Origin of the sequence: Moraxella macacae 0408225, assembly GCF_000320365.1 — a bacterium.
GTDB lineage: Bacteria > Pseudomonadota > Gammaproteobacteria > Pseudomonadales > Moraxellaceae > Faucicola > Faucicola macacae.
Window position 1 is genome coordinate 769317 of sequence record NZ_ANIN01000001.1, and the last position, 21417, is coordinate 790733.

The 21417-nt window shown below is 40.9% G+C and carries 15 protein-coding genes and 1 tRNA gene; 15 read left to right on the forward strand and 1 reads right to left on the reverse strand.

Annotation, left to right across the window (positions count from 1 at the left end; translation table 11 throughout):
* Nucleotides 1-27 precede the first annotated feature (27 nt).
* The 15 genes from MOMA_RS03525 to MOMA_RS03600 all read left to right on the forward strand — a co-directional run bounded on the left by MOMA_RS03525 (nt 28) and on the right by MOMA_RS03600 (nt 18503).
* Nucleotides 28-1035: a DNA-directed RNA polymerase subunit alpha gene (locus MOMA_RS03525; RefSeq protein WP_040624799.1), complete on the forward strand. Its 1008-nt coding sequence runs from the start codon at nt 28-30 to the stop codon at nt 1033-1035.
* Nucleotides 1036-1055: 20 nt separating this feature from the next.
* Entirely contained in the window at nt 1056-1415 is a 360-nt protein-coding gene (gene rplQ, locus MOMA_RS03530) for a 50S ribosomal protein L17 (RefSeq protein ID WP_009767243.1), read from the forward strand.
* Between the two features lie 134 nt (nt 1416-1549).
* Entirely contained in the window at nt 1550-2305 is a 756-nt protein-coding gene (locus tag MOMA_RS03535) for a TSUP family transporter (protein WP_009767244.1), read from the forward strand.
* A gap of 57 nt (nt 2306-2362) precedes the next feature.
* Nucleotides 2363-3658 carry a bifunctional tetrahydrofolate synthase/dihydrofolate synthase gene (gene folC, locus MOMA_RS03540; protein WP_009767245.1) on the forward strand — a complete coding sequence of 432 codons (1296 nt, stop codon included), beginning with the start codon at nt 2363-2365 and terminating at the stop codon, nt 3656-3658.
* 84 nt (nt 3659-3742) lie between these two features.
* Nucleotides 3743-4834, forward strand: coding sequence for a LysM peptidoglycan-binding domain-containing protein (locus MOMA_RS03545; protein WP_040625026.1), 1092 nt, complete (start codon nt 3743-3745; stop codon nt 4832-4834).
* Between the two features lie 119 nt (nt 4835-4953).
* A tRNA-Trp gene (locus MOMA_RS03550) sits at nt 4954-5029 on the forward strand.
* A gap of 67 nt (nt 5030-5096) precedes the next feature.
* Complete coding sequence (gene secE / locus MOMA_RS03555; protein ID WP_009767247.1) at nt 5097-5561, forward strand: preprotein translocase subunit SecE; 465 nt, start codon at nt 5097-5099, stop codon at nt 5559-5561.
* Between the two features lie 146 nt (nt 5562-5707).
* A complete protein-coding gene (gene nusG, locus MOMA_RS03560; RefSeq protein ID WP_009767248.1) occupies nt 5708-6241 on the forward strand; it encodes a transcription termination/antitermination protein NusG in 534 nt (177 codons plus the stop codon).
* Between the two features lie 186 nt (nt 6242-6427).
* Entirely contained in the window at nt 6428-6859 is a 432-nt protein-coding gene (rplK, locus tag MOMA_RS03565) for a 50S ribosomal protein L11 (protein WP_009767249.1), read from the forward strand.
* Nucleotides 6859-7557: a 50S ribosomal protein L1 gene (rplA, locus tag MOMA_RS03570; RefSeq protein WP_009767250.1), complete on the forward strand. Its 699-nt coding sequence runs from the start codon at nt 6859-6861 to the stop codon at nt 7555-7557. Before rplK ends, rplA begins: the two co-directional genes overlap by 1 nt.
* Nucleotides 7558-7925: 368 nt before the next feature.
* The gene (rplJ, locus tag MOMA_RS03575; protein WP_009767251.1) at nt 7926-8435 is read left to right on the forward strand and encodes a 50S ribosomal protein L10; all 510 of its coding nucleotides are present in this window, start codon (nt 7926-7928) and stop codon (nt 8433-8435) included.
* Between the two features lie 54 nt (nt 8436-8489).
* The gene (gene rplL / locus MOMA_RS03580; protein WP_040624801.1) at nt 8490-8864 is read left to right on the forward strand and encodes a 50S ribosomal protein L7/L12; all 375 of its coding nucleotides are present in this window, start codon (nt 8490-8492) and stop codon (nt 8862-8864) included.
* A gap of 455 nt (nt 8865-9319) precedes the next feature.
* Nucleotides 9320-13438 carry a DNA-directed RNA polymerase subunit beta gene (gene rpoB / locus MOMA_RS03590; protein WP_009767254.1) on the forward strand — a complete coding sequence of 1373 codons (4119 nt, stop codon included), beginning with the start codon at nt 9320-9322 and terminating at the stop codon, nt 13436-13438.
* 162 nt (nt 13439-13600) lie between these two features.
* Entirely contained in the window at nt 13601-17830 is a 4230-nt protein-coding gene (gene rpoC, locus MOMA_RS03595) for a DNA-directed RNA polymerase subunit beta' (RefSeq protein WP_009767255.1), read from the forward strand.
* Between the two features lie 136 nt (nt 17831-17966).
* Entirely contained in the window at nt 17967-18503 is a 537-nt protein-coding gene (locus MOMA_RS03600) for a DUF6586 family protein (RefSeq protein WP_009767256.1), read from the forward strand.
* Between the two features lie 75 nt (nt 18504-18578).
* Here the strand turns inward: MOMA_RS03600 and MOMA_RS03605 are convergent, their stop codons facing one another.
* The gene (locus MOMA_RS03605) at nt 18579-21341 is read right to left on the reverse strand and encodes a penicillin-binding protein 1A (protein ID WP_009767257.1); all 2763 of its coding nucleotides are present in this window, start codon (nt 21339-21341) and stop codon (nt 18579-18581) included.
* Nucleotides 21342-21417 lie beyond the last annotated feature (76 nt).

Sequence of the window (21417 nt, forward strand, 5' to 3'; positions counted from 1 at the left end):
ATACTAACCATAAAGTCGAGGTGACATATGATGCTAAATGCTACAGAGTTTCTAACGCCGAAAGCCATTCATGTGGACACGGTCAGTGAAACATATGCTAAAGTCACGCTCGAACCGTTAGAAAGAGGTTTTGGGCATACTTTAGGGAATGCCCTTCGCCGTATTCTATTATCTTCATTGCCTGGTGCTGCAGTTATTGAAGCAGAAATTGAGGGCGTTGATCATGAATATTCAACTTTAGAAGGTTTGCAAGAAGACGTTTTAGACTTATTGTTAAACTTAAAAAGTTTGGCAATTCAACTTCATGATCAAAATGAAGTGTTCTTAACCCTTGATAAACAAGGTTCTGGTACAGTATTGGCATCCGATATTGAATTACCGCACAATGTTGAAATTATCAACCCTGATTTGGTATTAGGCACGTTAAGCGATCGTGGGCATTTAAAAATGCGTTTACATGTTGCAATTGGACGTGGTTATGAACCTGCAAATGTGCGTAAAGAGTCGGCAGACAGCAAGGCAATTGGGCGTCTAAAATTAGATGCAAGCTATAGCCCTGTTGTTCGTGTGGCTTATCAAGTTGAAAATGCTCGTGTAGAACAACGTACCGACCTAGACCGCTTAGTGATTGAGCTTGAAACCAACGGTACGATTGATCCTGAAGAGGCAATTCGTAAAGCTGCAACGATTTTGCAACAACAAATCGCTGTATTCGTTGATTTAGAGGCAGAACAAACACCAGAGCCAGTTAAGGAAAAAGAAGAGGTCGACCCTGTGCTGTTACGCCCAGTGGACGACTTAGAATTAACGGTTCGCTCAGCAAATTGCTTAAAAGCGGAAAACATTTATTACATTGGCGATTTGGTACAACGCACCGAAACTGAGTTGTTGAAAACCCCAAATCTAGGTAAGAAATCATTAACCGAAATCAAAGATGTATTGGCTTCTAAAGATTTAGAGCTTGGCATGCGTCTTGACAATTGGCCGCCGGCTGATTTGCGTGTTGATGATCGTTTTTCTTACCGTAGCCGTTAAAATTTAAAGGAAGTTTGACCATGCGACATCGTAACAGTGGAGTTAAACTGGGTCGTACCAGTAGCCATCGTAAGGCCATGTTCCAAAATATGACGAACTCACTATTTGAACATGAACTAATCAAAACCACCTTACCAAAAGCTAAAGAATTACGCCGTGTGGCAGAGCCACTTATTACTTTAGCCAAAGAAGATTCAGTTGCCAATCGTCGTTTAGCGTTTAGTCGCTTACGCAATAAAGCAACAGTCGGTAAATTATTCACAACATTGGGGCCACGCTATAAAGCACGTCCAGGTGGATATTTGCGTATCATCAAATGTGGCTATCGTGATGGTGATGCTGCACCAATGGCTTATGTTGAATTGGTTGATCGCAACTAATTAGCATTATCCATTAGGCCGTTTAATTTATTGTTTAACTTATTGTTTAATATAGCAATAGCCCCATAAGCACTTACTTATGGGGCTATTGGCGTATCAATTGTTGGTGCATTAATAGAGCGTGATTGTTAACGATGGATTTAAGTTTGGATATGGTTGCCATGTTGGTTGCAGTTGCGACATTGGCGGGTTTTGTGGATGCGATCGCAGGCGGTGGTGGCTTATTGACAATGCCAGCGATGTTAATGGCAAACATTCCGCCGTTATTTATGCTTGGTACGAATAAACTACAAGCAACCGCAGGATCGTTATCTGCATCTATCACGATGATTTTAAACAAAAAAGTGCATCCAAAAGAAATTTGGCAAGCGATGGTTGCTTGTTTTATTGGTGCAACACTTGGGACGATCGCGGTACAATTATCACAACCTGATTTGTTGAATGATGCCATTCCTTGTTTGATAGCGATTATCGGAATTTATTATTTATTTGCTCCAAATTTGGGTAAAATCCGCACCAATTCCCGCTTAACGTTAAATCAATGGCGTTACGGTGCTATTCCATTGATTGGTTTTTATGATGGTTATTTGGGGCCTGGTACAGGAATGTTTTTGGGTTTAAGTGGTGTGTTGGGACGTGGCTATGATTTAATTCAGGCGACCGCTGTGGCAAAATTGCTCAATTTTACCAGCAATATTGCCTCTTTGACTTTTTTTATTATTGGTGGTAAAGTTTTTTGGAGTGTGGGTTTTGCCATGATGATCGGACAGTTTTTCGGAGCGAGTTTGGGGGCAAATTTAGCAGTCAAGGGCGGTGCTTTCTTTATCCGTCCGACGATTGTGCTTATGTGTTTTGCTATGCTTGTCAAATATGTGTTTTTTAATGAATGATTAATACATACTAAAAAATGTACACCAAAAAATGTATGCCAAAAAATAAGGAGATTTATGCAAAATACAACACCAAATTTACAAAATAACTTAACAGATTGGTTAGATTATCTACATACTATTCATATTTCAGCCATTGATATGGGGCTTGAGCGTGTGTTGCCTGTGTTTTACGCATTGGGCATCAAAAAACCGAATGCCTATGTGTTTACCGTAGCGGGGACGAATGGCAAAGGTTCAACAACAGCAACGATTGCTGGTATTTGTCAACAAGCAGGCTATAAGGTTGGTTTATACCAATCTCCACATTTGTTGAGTTTTAACGAGCGCGTAAAAATTAACCAAGCAATGGCATCGGATACATTGTTAATTCAAGCCTTTGATAAAGTGGAAAAAGCTAGGGTTGCCTGTGGTTTAACGTTATCGTTTTTTGAGATGACAACTTTGGCGGCGTTTTGGATTTTCGCTGAACAAAATTGTGATGTTTGGGTGTTGGAAGTTGGTTTGGGCGGACGATTGGACGTGGTGAATCTGATTGATCCTAATTTGGCGGTAATTACCAATGTTGGTATTGATCATGTGGATTGGCTTGGCGATACACGAGAAAAAATTGGCATAGAAAAAGCAGGGATTTTGCGTAAAAATATGACGCTTGTGTATGGTGAAACCGATATGCCATCGACCATTTTGCCAATTATTGCTAAGCATGACGTTAAGCTATTACAATTTGGCAAGGATTATTTTTATCAACAAACCTTGCAAAATCATTGGCAATATAGCAGTGAGGGCGTTACCTTAAGTTTGCCACAGCCAAATTTGTCGCTGCACAACACAGCAACTGCGATTACTGCTGTATTGGCGAGTGAGTTATCCATTGACATGATGCATATTTGTCAAGCGTTGCCAAACATTCATTTGGCAGGGCGTTTTGATAAACGGCAATTTTTACAGCGTCAGTGGGTGTTTGACGTGGCACATAATGAGCATGGGATTAATTTTTTATTAAGTCAATTTTTACCATTTTGGCAAAATTATCAACAAAAACAACCTGATGCTAAATTATATGTTATTTTTTCAATTTTAGCCGATAAGGACATTGACAAGATTTTGCCAAAATTAGCCACTTTGCCAATAGAAAAATTGTTTGGTGGTGAAATTGACTTTTTTAGAGCCATGCCAAAAGCCGATTTGCAAGCACAGTTAGCCAATCATATCGATGATTTTGTTGTGTATGACGATTTGGCACAAGCAACAAAACAAGCAATTGCTGGCAGTAAACCACATGATGTGTTGTTGGTATGCGGTTCGTTTCATACAATTGGTGATGTGTTGCGGAGCGGTTTTGTCAAATAATGTAAAAAAATGTTTATTATTGGCATGTTTTACGTTAATATTATCATTGGATCTTTTCTTATAAAGAAGTTTGGGTTTTTGATTATGTTAAAAAATAAAGCCTTAGTCGGTGCAGGTGTGTTGTTGGGTGGCAGTGTACTGTTGTATGCAACAGTCAATCAAATCATGCATGAAAAAAAATCGATAGCCAGTCAAGTTGTTACCGAATCTGTTGTCTTACCTAAACAAGACAACAACATACAAGAAAATAACATGATTCAACCGCTAACCGCCGATATTCAAACCGAACAAAATATTTTGGCACAAAAACAAAAAGAACGCGAACAACGTGTACAACAACAAGAAAAAGAAGCCCAGCGTTATTTAACTGAACAACAACGTATTGAAGCTGAAGCCATTGCTCGCAGTCGTGCTGAAAACCAACTGTATGTTAAAGAAGATGAAATTGCACGCCCTGTAGTAACGCCACGCCCCATAGATACCACACCAGTTGTGAGTGCAGAGCAAGTTGTTGCACCGTCCAAAACTGAACCAGAATCACAAAAATCAACAACAGAAAAACGTTTAAAACCGCAAGCCCAACTTGACAAACAAAACCAACTTGACAAACAAAAACCAGAACAAAAAACAGAACCACAAAAACCAACCCAATTGCAAACCAACCAACAGGAAAATACTCGCCCAAGCACCTATCAGGTAAAACGTGGCGAGGGATTAATTCAGTTATCACGACGTTATGATATTCCTGTTGATGTGTTGGCCCAGGCTAATAATTTAGACAAAAATACCTCATTAAGTGTTGGACAACAACTCAATATTCCAACAGAAAAACAAGTAAAACGCTTGCAACAAGAAGCCCAAGCCAAAGAACAACAAAAACAACAATTTCAAAACGCCGATGACAAACTAAAACAAACACGCCAAATGGCTAAAAAAACTGATGCCAAAGGCAGTTTTGGTGTGCAAGTTGCGTTGGCATCTGACCAAGCAAAAGCCGATGAAGTGGTAAAAAAGTTACAATCAGCAGGCTATAAAGTCAAAACCAGTCAGACCAGTCGCGGTGTGCGTGTTGTTGTTGGACCAGAAACAGGCAAGGACTCCGCTTTGGCACTCAAAGATAAAATCAATTCCGATCCGCGCATAGAGATAAAGAATGCGTGGGTGCTATATTGGTAATTGTTCGATTGATTTTTGGCGTTTTTGTCAACCTCTTTTTTGTCAATGGTTGATAAAAAGATGTAAAAATACTTGCAATTTGCTAAAAACTAAGTATAATACGATTTTCCAACGATTAAAGGCGATTAGTTCAATTGGTAGAGCGTCGGTCTCCAAAACCGAATGTTGGGGGTTCGAGTCCCTCATCGCCTGCCATTTATTCGTTTTGTTAAAATGATGTTTATCATTTTGATGTGTCAAAAAAGTCAAACAGGACAGCCTTATGAAAAATATGCTAGAAAAAAAACTAGCAGAGCTTAACGGCGAAAGGGTGTCTGGTGAACCAATAATTATCCGTGAAACACCTGCGATTGAAGTTGCCAAAAGACATTCTGCAAAAGACATTGCATTATGGTTATATGCAATTATCGCTTTAATTTTTGCAACATTGGTAAATCAGTATTTACCTGCTTATTGGCAACCAGCAAGCAATGTTTGGACACGCATTGGCGTGATTATGGCATTGATCATTTCTGCCTTTATTGCTTTGGCATTTACCAATCAAGGTAGTGCGTTTAAAACCTTGTTGCTAGACTCTCGCATCGAGCTACGTCGAGTTACATGGTCAAGTAAAGCAGAAACCATGCAATATACTTGGCAAAGTGTTGTGGTAAGTTTGATATTGGCGTTTTTGGTTTGGGTGTTGGATATGACATCTTCACAGATTATGCAATTGGTGATTGGTTAATTTGACTGACCGTTTTAGATTGTTTTTACAAAAGCCCACACTTGTGGGTTTTTATGTATTTTTCAATGTATTTTAAATTTCAATGTAATTTTAGTGTATTTTAAACAAACTAAGTGTATTTTAAACAAACTATAGGAATTTTTCCCATGCGTTGGTATATCGTACAAGCATTTTCAGGTTTTGAAAAACAGGTGCAACGTTCGCTGATTGAGCGTATCAATCGCAGTGAACACAAGGAATTATTCGGTCAGGTATTGGTGCCGACTGAAGAAGTGATTGAGATGCGTGATGGCAAAAAACGCAAAAGTGAACGAAAATTTTTTCCAGGTTATGTGTTGATTGAGATGGAAATGAACGATCATACTTGGCATTTGGTTAAAGAATGTCCGCGTGTGATGGGCTTTATTGGTGGTACGCCTGAAAATCCTGCTCCGATTACACAAAAAGAAGCGGATGCGATTTTAAACCGCTTAAATCATAATGAAAATAAACCGCGTCCAAAAACGTTGTTTGAACCGGGTGAAGAAGTGCTTGTGATTGATGGTCCGTTTACCGAATTTAGAGGGCTTGTGGAAAAAGTGGATTATGAAAAATCACGCTTGCAGTTAACGGTTAATGTGTTTAATCGTCCAACACCTGTGGAGCTTGAATTTAACCAAGTGGAAAAATCAAACGCTTAATTGTTTGTAATTTTGTTTTTGTAATTTTGTTAAAAACTAAAAACAATGCTTTACCTTTTACAAAAAAGCATTATAATAATGTCTTTTTGAAATTTGGTTGTTTATTTGGACTTGGTTTCAAAAAAACGTTAAATTTTCACAGGGGAGCTATTTAAATAGCGTTATACCCATAATTAGGAGTCTGTCATGGCTAAGAAAATTGATGGTTACATCAAATTGCAAGTGTCTGCTGGCAAAGCAAATCCATCACCACCGATTGGTCCTGCGTTGGGTCAAAAAGGTGTTAACATTATGGCGTTTTGTAAAGAATTTAACGCCGCCACTGCCAATATGGAACCAGGTTTACCAGTTCCGGTAGAGATTACGGTTTACAATGATAAATCATTTACATTTATCATGAAATCACCACCTGCGACTTTCTTAATCCGTAAAGCAGCGGGTGTTGCAAAAGGTTCTAGCGTGCCAAATAAAAACAAAGTGGGTAAAGTAACTCGTGCTCAATTAGAAGAAATTGTAAAAACCAAAGAAGCAGATTTGACCGCTGCTGAGTTAGAGGCGGCTGTGCGTACCATCGCAGGCACCGCTCGCTCAATGGGTATTGATGTGGAGGGTCTGTAATGGCTAAATTAACCAAACGCCAAAAAGCAATTGCTGAAAAATTTGATGCAAACAAACAATACACGCTTGCAGAAGCGGTAGAAATTTTAAACAACTTGCCACCTGCAAAATTTAAAGAATCCATTGATATTGCAGTAAACTTGGGGGTTGATCCGCGTAAATCTGATCAAGTGGTTCGTGGTGCAACCAACTTACCTGCAGGTACTGGTAAAACCAAACGCGTTGCGGTATTTGCACAAGGTGCGGCTGCTGATGCTGCAAAAGAAGCGGGAGCGGACATTGTTGGTTTTGAAGACTTGGCAGACAGCATTAAAGCGGGTAATATGGACTTTGATGTGGTGATTGCATCGCCTGATGCCATGCGTATCGTTGGTCAATTGGGTACGATTTTAGGGCCACGTGGCTTAATGCCAAACCCAAAAGTTGGTACAGTAACACCAAATGTTGCTGAAGCAGTTAAAAATACCAAAGCAGGTCAAGCTCAATACCGTGTTGATAAAGCAGGTATTATCCATACAACCATTGGTCAAATTGGTTTTACTGCTGAACAAATCGAAGATAATGCACGTGCGTTAATTGCAGATTTGAAAAAAGCAAAACCTGCGACTTCAAAAGGTATTTATATCAAAAAAATCACCTTGTCTAGCACCATGGGGCCTGGGATTACATTGGATCCGGTACCATACCGCTTGGCATAATTGGTGGTTTAACAAAGATTGATTTAATTATTGTAAATATTAAAAAATTTAGTTCAGCACACGGGTTGTGCTGTCTAAGACCGTAGGTTCAGAGCTTTAAGTTCTGTTTGCTTTAAACTTTGGTTGAGTGTTTAACCGTGTTAAGCATGTTGAAATTAAAGCACTGTTTAATAGGTAACTGCCTACGCAGATGGAAGGTTAAATTTATTGATTTATCATTTATTGATTTATCGATGGATTTAACCCCATACATTCGCGATAATCAAGGCTATTTAACAAATAACCTTGATTGTTAAAATTGGTTTTATTAATGACAAATTTTTATTGTTTTTATTCATAATTTGTCATTGGTAATATGGAGACAACCCATGGCATTAAATCTTCAAGACAAACAAGCGATTGTTGCTGAAGTAAGTGAATCTGCCAAAGTTGCCCTTTCTGCTGTTGTTGCTGACGCACGTGGTGTAACCGTTGGCAAAATGACTAAGCTTCGTAAAGATGCTCGCTTAGCAGGTGTTGAAATGCGTATCGTGCGTAATACTTTATTACGCCGTGCCTTACAAGACACTGACTATGCAATATTGAACGAAGTGTTTACAGGTCCAACACTGATTGCTTTCTCAAATGAACACCCAGGTGCAGCAGCACGCTTGTTCAAAGAGTTTGCAAAAACAAACGATAAGTTTGAGATTAAAGGTGCAGCTTTTGGTGGTGAGTTTATTGCGGGCAAAGACATTGACCGTTTGGCAACCCTACCAACTTACGACGAAGCGATTGCACGCTTGATGGGTACAATGAAAGAAGCAGCAGCTGGCAAACTTGTACGTACGCTTGCGGCATTACGCGACAAAATGCAAGACGAAGCACAAGTGGCTTAATCTTAATTTTGTATTGTAATATTTAAACTATTCACTTATTTAGGAACTTTTATCATGGCATTAACTAACCAAGAAATCCTTGATGCAATTGCTGAAAAATCAGTAATGGAAATTGTAGAACTTATCACTGCAATGGAAGAAAAATTTGGTGTATCAGCGGCAGCGGCAGCTGTTGCAGTTGTAGGTGGTGGCGATGCAGCTGCTGCTGTTGAAGAAAAAGACGACTTTAACGTTGTGTTAACCAGTGTTGGCGATAAGAAAGTAGCGGTAATTAAAGCAGTTCGTGAAATCACAGGTTTGGGCTTAAAAGAAGCCAAAGACTTGGTTGAGGGTGCACCACAAAATGTTAAAGAAGGTGTAAACAAAGCTGAAGCCGAAGAATTGAAGAAAAAATTAGAAGAAGCAGGCGCAACTGTAGAATTGAAATAATTCTGATTGAGCATCTGTTCGGACTGATTTGTTCTGACATTGCACAAAAGCCATTATTGTTCTTGCAATGATGGCTTTTTTTTTGTATAATAAAAAATTGACCTTTCGTGTCAGACGTGGCACAACGACAAAGGACACTTTTGTTTCATGCAAAAAAATAACCTTGCCAATCAATGAATCTCGCTAAAAGCTAAATGCCAGTTGGGTGTTTGGCTTTTTGTTGTTTGTGTGTGTTTTTGATGGGGTTGTTTTTCCACAAAATAATAAGTTGGATATTTGGTCTGATTTGTTTGTAAAATTAGTTGTATTTTGATGATGTTTGGCAAGATTTTTAGGGTTTTGACTCTAAAAATTGGTTTTGTCAAGTGATAAATTCCAACATTTTGGCTGTTTGTCATTGCAAACAGGCCAAGTGCTTGGGTAGCATTAACGCTTTGAATGTTTAAGGACTTTTAATGGCATACTCGTATACTGAAAAAAAACGCATTCGTAAAAGTTTTGCTCAATTGCCCACCTTGATGGACGTGCCTTATTTGTTGGCAATTCAGGTGGATTCGTATGAGCAGTTTTTGCAAGAACACAAAAAGCCTAAAGGTCGTGAGAACATTGGTTTGCAAGCTGCCTTTAATTCTATTTTTCCAATTGAAAGCCATACAGGCAATGCTGAGTTGCAGTTTGTTGAGTATTATTTAGGCAAGCCTGAGTTTGATGTGCGTGAGTGTATTTTGCGAGGTTCAACCTATGCAGCTCCGCTTCGTGTCAAAATTCGCCTGGTTATTAAAGATAAAGATGCCAAAGACAAAACAGCAACGGCCGCGATTAAAGACATTCGTGAACAAAGTGTGTATATGGGTGAAATTCCGCTGATGACCGAAAATGGCACGTTTGTCATTAATGGGACAGAGCGGGTGATTGTGTCGCAGTTGCACCGTTCACCTGGGGTGTTTTTTGACCATGATAAAGGCAAATCCCACTCAAGCGGTAAAGTTTTGTACAATGCACGTATTATTCCTTACCGTGGTTCGTGGTTGGATTTTGAATTTGATGCCAAAGATTTGGTATTTGTGCGTATTGACCGTCGCCGTAAATTATTGGCAACCGTAATTTTACATGCGATTGGTATGAATACGCAACAAATTTTGGACGCATTTTACGAAAAAATTAGCGTGTATAAAGGCGAAGAGCAGTTTGAAATTGATTTGGTTGCCGATCGTTTGCGCGGTGAGATGGCTCAATTTGACATTGTTGCTCCAGATGGTAAAGTGTTGGTAGAACAAGGCAAGCGTATTAATGCTCGCATTATTCGTCAAATTGAACAATCTGGCATGCAAAAATTGGCCGTGCCTGATGAATATCTGTATGAGCGGATTTTAGCCCAAGATGTGGTTGTGGGCGAAGAGGTGATTGCTTCTGCCAATCAAGTGCTTGATCATGAAACTTTGGTAAAAATCAGTGCCAATAACGTAAAAGAATTTAGCATTTTATTTACCAATGATATTGATCATGGTTCGTATATTGCCGATACCTTGCGTGCCGATACCGCTTTGTCTCGTGAAGAGGCCTTGATTGAAATTTATAAAGTCATGCGTCCGGGTGAACCGCCCACTTTAGAAACGGCGGAAAAATTGTTTGAAATGATGTTCTTTAGTTCGGAACGTTATGATTTGTCAAATGTGGGGCGAATGAAGTTTAATCGTCGTTTGGGGCGAGAATTTGAACCAACCAACGATCCAGAATTACAACGCGAACGTGGCATTTTGACTCATGCTGATATTATTGACACATTAAAAATGTTGGTAGATATCCGTGATGGTCGCGGTGAAGTAGATGACATTGATCACTTGGGTAACCGCCGTGTGCGTTCGGTGGGTGAAATGACTGAAAACCAATTCCGTGTTGGGCTTGTGCGTGTGGAACGTGCGGTTAAAGAGCGTTTGAGTTCGGCTGATTCGGATAATTTATCACCACAAGATTTGATCAATTCAAAACCTGTGGCGGCCGCGATTAAAGAATTTTTTGGTTCATCACAACTTTCACAATTTATGGATCAAAACAACCCATTGTCAGAAATTACCCATAAACGTCGTGTGTCAGCATTGGGTCCAGGTGGTTTAACGCGTGAGCGTGCAGGTTTTGAAGTGCGCGACGTGCACCAAACGCATTACGGTCGCGTATGTCCGATTGAAACTCCTGAAGGTCCAAACATTGGCTTGATTAATTCTTTGGCGGTTTATGCCAAAACCAATGAATTTGGTTTTTTAGAAACCCCTTATCTCAAAGTGATAGACGGTAAGGTTAGCGATGAAATTGAATATTTGTCAGCGATTGAAGAAGTTGGTACGGTGATTGCTCAAGCGGATTCGCCAATTGATGAAAACGGACGTTTGACTGAAGATTATGTGTCAGTGCGTAACTACGGTGAATTTGTGCGTATGTCGCCTGATAAAGTTACGCATATGGACGTTTCACCGCGTCAGGTTGTGTCGGTGGCAGCAAGCCTTATTCCATTTTTGGAGCATGACGATGCCAACCGTGCCTTGATGGGTTCAAACATGCAACGTCAAGCCGTGCCAACCTTGCGTTCGGATAAACCGCTGGTTGGAACGGGCATGGAGCGTCATGTGGCTCGTGATTCTGGTGTGTGTGTGATTGCCAAACGTGGCGGTGTGATTGCCGATGTAGATGCTTCTCGCATTGTGGTGCGTGTTAACGAAAATGAAATGCAAGCAGGTGAGGCAGGGATTGATATTTATAATTTGATTAAATATACCCGTTCTAACCAAAATACTTGTATTAACCAACGCATTATCGTGAATCTTGGTGATGAAATTGCTCGCGGTGATATTTTGGCCGATGGCCCATCTACCGATTTGGGTGAGTTGGCTTTGGGGCAAAATATGCGCGTGGCGTTTATGCCGTGGAATGGTTATAATTTTGAAGATTCGATTTTGTTGTCAGAACGCGTGGTGAAAGAAGATCGGTTTACCACCATTCACATTCAAGAATTAACCTGTGTGGCTCGTGATACCAAACTTGGCCAAGAAGAAATTACAGGCGATATTCCAAATGTGGGCGAGGCGGCGTTGGCAAACCTTGATGAAGCAGGGATTGTTTATATTGGTGCAGAGGTTGAAGGCGGTGATATTTTGGTGGGTAAGGTAACTCCAAAAGGTGAAACCCAATTAACCCCAGAAGAAAAACTGTTGCGTGCAATTTTTGGTGAAAAAGCAGCCGATGTAAAAGACACATCATTGCGCGTACCATCATCAACCAAAGGTACGGTGATTGATGTACAAGTGTTTACGCGTGATGGCGTTGAAAAAGACAGTCGAGCCAAAGCGATCGAAAAAGCACAACTTGACAGTTACCGTAAAGATTTAAAAGAAGAGTTGAGTATTTTTGAAAATGCTGCTCGCGGTCGTATTGTTAGTTTGTTAAATGGGCAAAGTGTTAGCGGTGGTGCAGGTTTAAAATCAGGCACTGTGTTAAGTGCAGACATGATGCAAGATATGTCGCTTGAAACCTTGCTTGATATCCAAGCGGTGCAAGAAGAAACGGCTGAACGTTTAAGTCAAATTAGCGATTTCTTAAAAGACAAACAAACTGAAATTGACGAAAAATTCAGTGAGAAAAAACGTAAATTGACTGCAGGCGATGATTTGGCACATGGTGTGCAAAAAATCGTGAAAGTGTATTTGGCGGTAAAACGTCGTATTCAACCTGGTGATAAAATGGCAGGGCGACATGGTAATAAAGGGGTGGTTTCACGCATTATGCCTGTTGAAGATATGCCGTATGATGAAAATGGCAACCCTGTTGACATCGTGCTAAACCCACTGGGTGTACCATCGCGTATGAATGTTGGTCAGATTTTGGAAACTCATTTGGGGGGTGCAGCCAAAGGTTTGGGGATTAAAATTGACGAAATGCTAAAAGCCCAACGTGCAGTTGGTGATTTGCGTGAATTTTTGGACAAAATTTATAACCAAATCGGTGGCGAAACCGTTGATTTAAATAGCCTAACAGATGATGAAATCATTGCATTGGCACAAAACTTACGCGAAGGTGTGCCAATGGGTACGGCGGTTTTTGATGGTGCAAAAGAAACCCAAATTAAAGGTTTGTTAGAGCTTGCCAATATGCCAACCAGTGGACAACAAGTACTGTTTGACGGACGTACAGGTGAGCGATTTGATCGTCCGGTTACTGTTGGTTATATGTATATGCTAAAACTTAACCACTTGGTTGATGATAAAATGCACGCACGTTCAACGGGTTCTTACTCACTTGTTACGCAACAACCATTGGGCGGTAAGGCACAGTTTGGCGGTCAGCGTTTTGGTGAAATGGAAGTTTGGGCGTTGGAAGCCTATGGGGCGGCCTATACCTTGCAAGAAATGTTAACCGTGAAATCTGACGATGTGGAAGGGCGTACACGCATGTATAAAAACATCGTAGATGGTGAGCAAAATATGGCACCGGGTATGCCTGAGTCGTTTAATGTATTGACCAAAGAGATTAAATCCTTGGCAATTAATATTGAACTAAAAGATCACAGCAACCAAAAAAATTAAGCAAAATTGCCAAACAAATTGAACCGGTTAAGTTTAATATTGGTTTAATATTGATTTAACGTTTAGTACATTGAGTACGTTGAGTGCATCGAGTTTGGCAATTTGACTATTGAACAAAATTATCTGAACAAAATTATCCTTGACTCACGATGGAGAAGTAATTTGAAAGATTTATTAGAAAGCATAAAAAACCCTGTAGATTCTGGCAACCCAGAGTTTGACAGCATTCAAATTTCTTTAGCATCGCCAGACACCATTAAATCGTGGTCGTATGGTGAAGTGAAAAAACCTGAAACCATTAACTATCGCACCTTTAAACCAGAGCGTGATGGTTTGTTTTGTGCCAAAATTTTTGGGCCTGTAAAAGATTATGAGTGTTTGTGTGGCAAATATAAACGCCGTAAATTTCAAGGCATTATCTGCGAAAAATGTGGCGTTGAAGTAACGGCGGCCAAAGTGCGTCGTGAACGCATGGGGCATATTGAACTGGCCAGCCCTGTTGCCCATATTTGGTTTTTAAAATCCTTACCAAGCCGTATCGGTTTGTTGCTTGACATGACCTTGCGTGATATCGAGCGTGTGCTGTATTTTGAAAGCTATGTGGTTACCGATCCCGGTATGACCAGTCTTGACAAATACCAGTTGCTAGACGATGAAGATTATTTTAAGGCACTGGAAGAATTTGGTGATGAATTTTCAGCAAAAATGGGTGCTGAAGCGGTTCAAGACTTACTAAAAGACATAGATGTAGACTTAGAAATTGATCAATTGCGTGAAGAAATTCCACAAACGGGATCAGAAACCAAACTGAAAAAAATGTCAAAGCGGTTAAAATTGTTAGAATCATTTCGCGATTCAAACAATAAACCTGAATGGATGGTGATGAACATTTTGCCAGTGTTGCCACCTGATTTGCGTCCGCTTGTGCCACTTGAGGGCGGACGTTTTGCCACCAGTGATTTGAATGATTTATACCGCCGCGTAATTAATCGTAACAACCGTTTAAAACGCCTTTTGGAATTAAACGCACCTGACATCATCGTGCGTAACGAAAAACGCATGTTGCAAGAGTCGGTTGATGCCTTGCTTGACAATGGTCGCCGTGGCCGTGCGATCACAGGTTCAAACAAACGTCCGCTAAAATCATTGGCCGATATGATTAAAGGCAAACAAGGGCGTTTTCGTCAAAACTTGCTCGGTAAACGCGTGGATTATTCTGGGCGTTCGGTGATTACTGTAGGGCCATACTTGCGTTTGCATCAATGTGGCTTGCCAAAAAAAATGGCGTTGGAGCTGTTTAAACCTTTTACTTATGCAAAATTGTTACAAAATAACATAGCAACCACCATTAAAGCGGCCAAAAAAATGGTTGAACGCGAAGAGCCTGCAGTTTGGGATATGCTTGCAAGTGTTATCCGCGAACACCCTGTATTGTTAAACCGTGCTCCAACCTTGCACCGTTTGGGTTTACAAGCCTTTGAACCTGTATTGATCGAGGGTAAGGCCATTCAGTTGCACCCACTTGTGTGTAGTGCGTTTAACGCTGACTTTGACGGCGACCAAATGGCGGTACACGTTCCGCTAACTTTAGAAGCCCAGCTTGAAGCTCGTGCATTGATGATGTCAACCAACAACATCTTATCACCTGCCAATGGTGAACCGATTATCACGCCTTCACAAGATGTTGTATTGGGTTTGTATTATATCAGTCGTGCTGACGTGCGTGTTAAAGGCAATGACATGATTTTTGCAGATATGAACGAGGTTTATCGTGCTTTAGGGACAGGCGAGCTAAGCGTAAATGCCAAAATCAAAGTGCGTGTTTTGGAAACCAAGTTTGATGAAAATGGCAATGAAAGCACTCACACGCGCATGGTTGATACGGTAGCAGGCCGCTGTTTGATTTGGAATATCACCCCAAAAGGCATGAATTTTGATGAAGTCAATACAGAGATGACTAAGAAAAACATCTCAAAATTGATTAATTCATGCTATCGTCAAATGGGTGTTAAGCACAGTGTTATGTTTGCCGATCAGTTAATGTATCTTGGTTTTGCTCAAGCGACTTTATCGGGCGTGTCAATTGGCATGGAGGATATGGTAATTCCGCCGACTAAAAATAGCATTATTGCCAATGCCGATGCTGAAGTGCGTGAAATTGAAAGCCAATTTGAACAAGGTTTTGTAACAGCCGGTGAACGTTATAATAAAGTGATTGACATTTGGTCGCGTACCAACGATCAAATTGCCAAAGCGATGATGGATAACTTGTCATTTGATGATGTAACCAGTCATAAAGGCGAAGCACAAAAACAAAAATCGTTTAACTCAATTTACATCATGTCTGATTCTGGTGCGCGTGGTAGTGCAACCCAAATCCGTCAGTTGGCGGGCATGCGTGGTCTGATGGCAAAACCAGACGGATCGATTATTGAAACGCCGATTAAAGCCAATTTCCGTGAAGGACTTAGTGTTTTACAATACTTTATCTCAACGCACGGTGCGCGTAAAGGTTTGGCGGATACGGCACTTAAAACCGCAAATTCAGGATATTTAACCCGTCGTTTGGTAGATGTGGCACAAGACTTGGTGATTACTCAAGAAGATTGTAACACTGAAAAAGGCATTTTAATGAAGCCACACATTGAAGGTGGTGAAATTATTGAGCAACTTGCTGACAGGGTATTGGGGCGCGTAACAGCTAAAGATGTGGTTTCTGGTAAAACAGGTGAAATTGCCATTCCAGCAGGCACATTGCTTGATGAACATTGGGTAAAAGTGTTGGACGAACAAGGTATCGATGAGGTTTGGGTGCGTTCGGTGATCACTTGTGATGTACCTTATGGTGTGTGTGCAAAATGTTACGGCCGTGATTTGGCTCGTGGTCATCGTGTGAATATTGGCGAGTCTGTTGGCGTGATGGCCGCCCAGTCAATCGGTGAACCAGGTACTCAGTTAACGATGCGTACCTTCCACGTAGGGGGTGCAGCCAGTGCCGAATCGGTACAAAACAGCATTCAGGTGAACAATGCAGGGACGGTGCGTTTTCAAAACTTAAAATCAGTAACGCATGCTGATGGGCATTTGGTTGTGGTTTCGCGTTCTGCTGAGATCAGTATTACAGATGAATTGGGGCGTGAACGCGAGCGTTATAAAGCACCTTATGGTTCGTCGGTTATGGTAAATGATGGCGATAGTGCCGATGCAGGACAAACCATTGCCAAATGGGATCCGCACACTCACCCAATTATCACCGAAGTGTCAGGTAAAGCCCGCTTTAATGACATTAATGATGGTGTTACCGCCACGATGAAAATTGATGAAGCAACGGGCATGAGTTCATACGAAATTCTTGCTGTAAAAGATCGTCCAAGCAGTGGTAAAGATTTACGTCCGGCGATTATTTTAGACACAAGTGATGGCAAAGAAGTGGTGTATTTCTTACCACAACAAACCATTATTCGTGTGCGTGAGGGCGAAGATGTACCAACAGGTTCGGTGCTTGGTCGTGTACCACAAGAAAGTTCAGGTACTAAGGATATTACAGGTGGTCTACCGCGTGTTGCCGATTTGTTTGAAGCCCGTCGTCCAAAAGATCATGCGATTATGGCAGAAATGAGTGGTACGGTAAGTTTTGGTAAAGAAACCAAAGGCAAAAACCGTTTTGTCATTACCAACGAAGACGGTGAGGTGCACGAAGAACTCATTCCAAAATGGCGTCAAATCAACGTTTTTGAAGGCGAACATGTCGAACGTGGTGAGGTTATTGCTGATGGCCCTGCCAATCCGCACGATATTTTACGCTTAAAAGGCGAAACTGCTTTGGCAAATTATATCGTGAACGAAGTGCAAGACGTTTATCGTTTGCAAGGGGTAAAAATCAATGATAAGCACATTGAGGTGATTATCCGCCAAATGTTGCGTAAGGTTGAAATTGTAGACGGTGGCGACTCAAGCTACTTTAAAGGTGATCAAGCCGAATACGCAGATATCATAGCCTTGAACCAAAAACTTGACAGCGAAGATAAATTCCCTATCAAATTTGAACGTTTGTTGCTTGGTATTACCAAAGCATCGCTTGCAACTGAAAGCTTTATTTCGGCTGCTTCATTCCAAGAAACCACGCGCGTGTTAACAGCGGCGGCGGTAACAGGAAAAGTTGATGACTTGCGTGGCTTAAAAGAAAATGTGGTTGTTGGTCGCCTTGTACCCTCAGGAACGGGTTTGGCGTATCACACGCATCGTCAAAACACAGCGGCTGCTCAAGAAGCAGAAATTAACCTTGATACCGCCTTAGAGAACGGTTTTATAGAAGGGGTTATTCCTTCAGATGTGGCAGGATTTGCTGATTTTGATGAAAAATTTGCCGAAGAATTTCACCAAGACAAATAAACGTTGAATTTTATAACAAAAAGGTCAGTTAAGTTGCTGGCCTTTTTGTTAGCTATTTTTATTAACTGTTTTTTATTAACTGATTTTTATTCATTGTTTTTGAGTTTAATGAATACACGCTTAAAAAAGAGGACTTATGGCAAATCGTGTCGCACGTTATCAGGCGGATAGAACCAATCAAAAACTGTATTTTTGTCGCATTTATTGTCAATTGGCACAAGAAGCCGAGCAAAAACAACTTGCCGATGCCCATTTAGAAAGTGCGATTTTGCACTTATACGGTGCTTATTTGGCATTTTTACAAGAAATTGCTTGTTATTATCAGTTAAATTTGGTCATTCCAACCTTAACGACGATTGCGGATAAATTGGCACAAAAAACCCAGATCTCTCCTGAGATTGAGTATTTGACTCAATTAAGCGAAATTGATTTTTTGGCAGAAATTGAACAAGCGTGGCAACAGGTAAATTTTAAGCCCATTCCTAAACAAATTGACTTGCCAGAAAAAGAAGCAGACAGCAAGCGTTTGTTGTTGGTGAATATTATGCCAGATCAATCAGCGGTCAATCCAAAACTACTCAATGCGATAATTTCAGTGGATATGGTGCGTCAGTGGCGAGTGCATTTGTTGGGCGTGATTGAAGCGTTGCGAGCGGGCATGGTGGAAGATTAAGGATAGCTTAATTCATACCAAAGCCAATCCAATTCACTGATGGGTATTAACGGTTGTCGTGTTTATTGCTCGTGTTTATTGCTCTTCAGTGCTAACGCGGCGATTGGTTTCAATTTGTGCTATGTTGCGCTGTTTGTTTTGACTTGGTTGTGTGTCTTTTGGATCAGTGGTTTTTGGTTCAATGGTTTTTGGCTTGGCAATTGTGGTATCTGAGTCTAAAGTAGCGAAGTTGGTTTGGTTGTCAGCCTCTTCTGGACGTTTTTGGGCGACGGCTTTTGGAGGTTGGTTGTTTTTAAGTTTGTGATCTTTGCGATTGAGACGTTGCTCATTGCCATCGGTAAGTTCGATGGTTTCTTGTTCTTGTTTTTTGGATTTGGCACGGTTGTTTACCGATACCCATTCTATAGGCACGCCTTTTAGCATTTTTGAGGTAAAGTCGATCCAAATTGGCAAAGCGGCCACACCGCCAAATTCACCCTTGCCCAGTCCTTTTGGTTGATCAAATCCGACCCATACAATCGTTGACATGGTTGGGTGAATGCCTGCAAACCACGCATCTTTGGCATGATTGGTGGTTCCGGTTTTGCCACCTAAATCAGAACGTCCGATCACTTGGGCTTTTTTTGCTGTACCACGTTGGATAACATCGCGGAGCATATCTGCCATTTGTAATGCAGAGCTTGATGCTATGATACGCGGAGCTTGTTGGCTTGGGTTGTGCTGAACGGCAGATGGGGCAAGTTTATCACTGTCAGGATCGGCATCGTACAGTTGTGTTTTAGGTTGGTTTTTTTCTGATTTTTTGTCTGTTTCTTTGGTGTTTTTATTGTTGGTGTCTTTATTGTTTGACGATTTACGATCTTTTTTAGTCAATGTTTCGGTTTCGTTATCTTTGTCAGTTTTGTTATCTTCGTTGTCAATCGGATTTTCATCTAACAGGTTGATTTTTTTGCGCTTGGCTTTTTCGGTATTTTTTTGATGAATTTCAAATGCTTTTAAATTTTTTGCATTGATTGCGTCAAGTTGGCTGTTAAAACAGGTTGCACAAGCCTGTTGTGGATTGGCTTGATAAATCAATTTGCCACTATAATCAAACAATTGTTCAATAAAATACGGCTGAATGCGATGACCGCCATTGGCAATTGTGGCATAAGCTGTTGCCATTTGTATGGGCGTGGCTTCACCTGCACCCAATGCCAAAGACAACGTGGTTGGCATGCGGTTTTTTTCCAGGCCAAATTGGCTTAACATTTCGCGCGTGTCAGCTATGCCAGCAGAACGCAATACCCGAATAGACACAAGGTTGCGTGATAAATACAGACCTTGACGCAGCGGAATCGAGCCAAGATAACGGCCATCAGAATTTTTTGGTGTCCAGTTGCCAACTTTTAGCGGATCGTCAGACACAATGGTATCAGGGCTAAAGCCTTTTTCTAAAGCGGTGGTATAGACCAAAGGTTTAATGGTTGATCCTGATTGGCGATAGCCTTGTAAAGCCCGGTTAAATGTACTTTTGTTAAAATCAAAGCCGCCTGAGACAGCGATTAATGCCCCTGAGTCAGGATTGAGTGATACCAACGCACCTTCAACGGCGGGCAATTGTACCAAATCCCACCCTGTGTCATCACTATTGCGACTGATATACACCACATCGTTGGGACGCACACTTACGCCATTGTAAGATTGGCGAGCATAGGCAGTTGATACACTTACTTCTTCACCATTTTTCATTTTGGCAATAAAGCGGCCGCCTTTGTTTTTGATGACCTCTGCAGGGTAAAACGGAGGAATATTGGGGAATTTTTGTAAATTGGCTGGTTTTTGCTGGTTTGTGCTGTTGGCAGGTTTACGCCAACCATGACGGCGATCATAGGCAAATAAACCGCGTTTTAACGCATTGTCAGCAATTTCTTGGTTGCGACTGTCAATCGTCAGACGCACTCGCCAACCTGAATCCATTACGCTTTTGCCATATTGTTCAACCAAAGCCACTCTTGCCATTTCCGCCAAATATGGGTGGTTTTTATCCAGTTTTGCTTGGTAAATCTTTAAGCCAATGGGTGCGTTTACTGCTTCTTGGTATTGGACTTTAGTGATTGATCCATTTTTTAGCATTTGAGCTAAAATCCAATTGCGTCTTTCCAAGGCGCGTTCTGAATTTGCCACAGGATTATATTTGGACGGGGCTTTTGGTAAACCTGCAATCATTGCCATTTCGGCGATGCTTAAGTTATTTAATGATTTGCTGTAATAACGTTTGGCAGCGGCACGCACGCCATAAGCACCCTCGCCCAGATAAATTTTATTGACATATAAAGTAAAAATTTCTTTTTTGGTGAGTTTTTCTTCAATTTTTCGTGCCAAAAACAACTCAACCAATTTACGGTTTAAGGTGCGTTCAGGTGATAAAAAGTAGTTTTTTGCCACTTGCATGGTAATGGTGGAACCGCCTGTTTGTCCTTCATCTTCGCTAAATGCTTCGGTTACCGCCCGGCCAATGCCTTTAACGCTAATGCCACTGTGCTGAAAAAATGAGGCATCTTCGGCGGCCAAAAACGCATTCACCATGTCTTGTGGCACTTCTTCATAAGACACAGGCAATGACATTGTGTTGCCATATTGTCCGATCAATTGGTTGTCTTGAGTGTAGATTTGTAAGGGCATTGCAAGTTTGGCTTGTTTTAATTCGTCAAGGCTGGGTAAACTTGGTGCAACATACATTGCCATGCCATAAAAACCAATCGGAAATGCCAATACCAATACAAATACAAATGCCAACATTGCCAAAATTAAATTGACAAAAAATCTCAACAAAGAAAAAGAAATGGGCTTAGACATAAAATTTAGTGGCGACGAAAAATAAAAACGCTATTATACCCAAAAACTTAAGTTGGCAGTACAAAATATTTGTGAT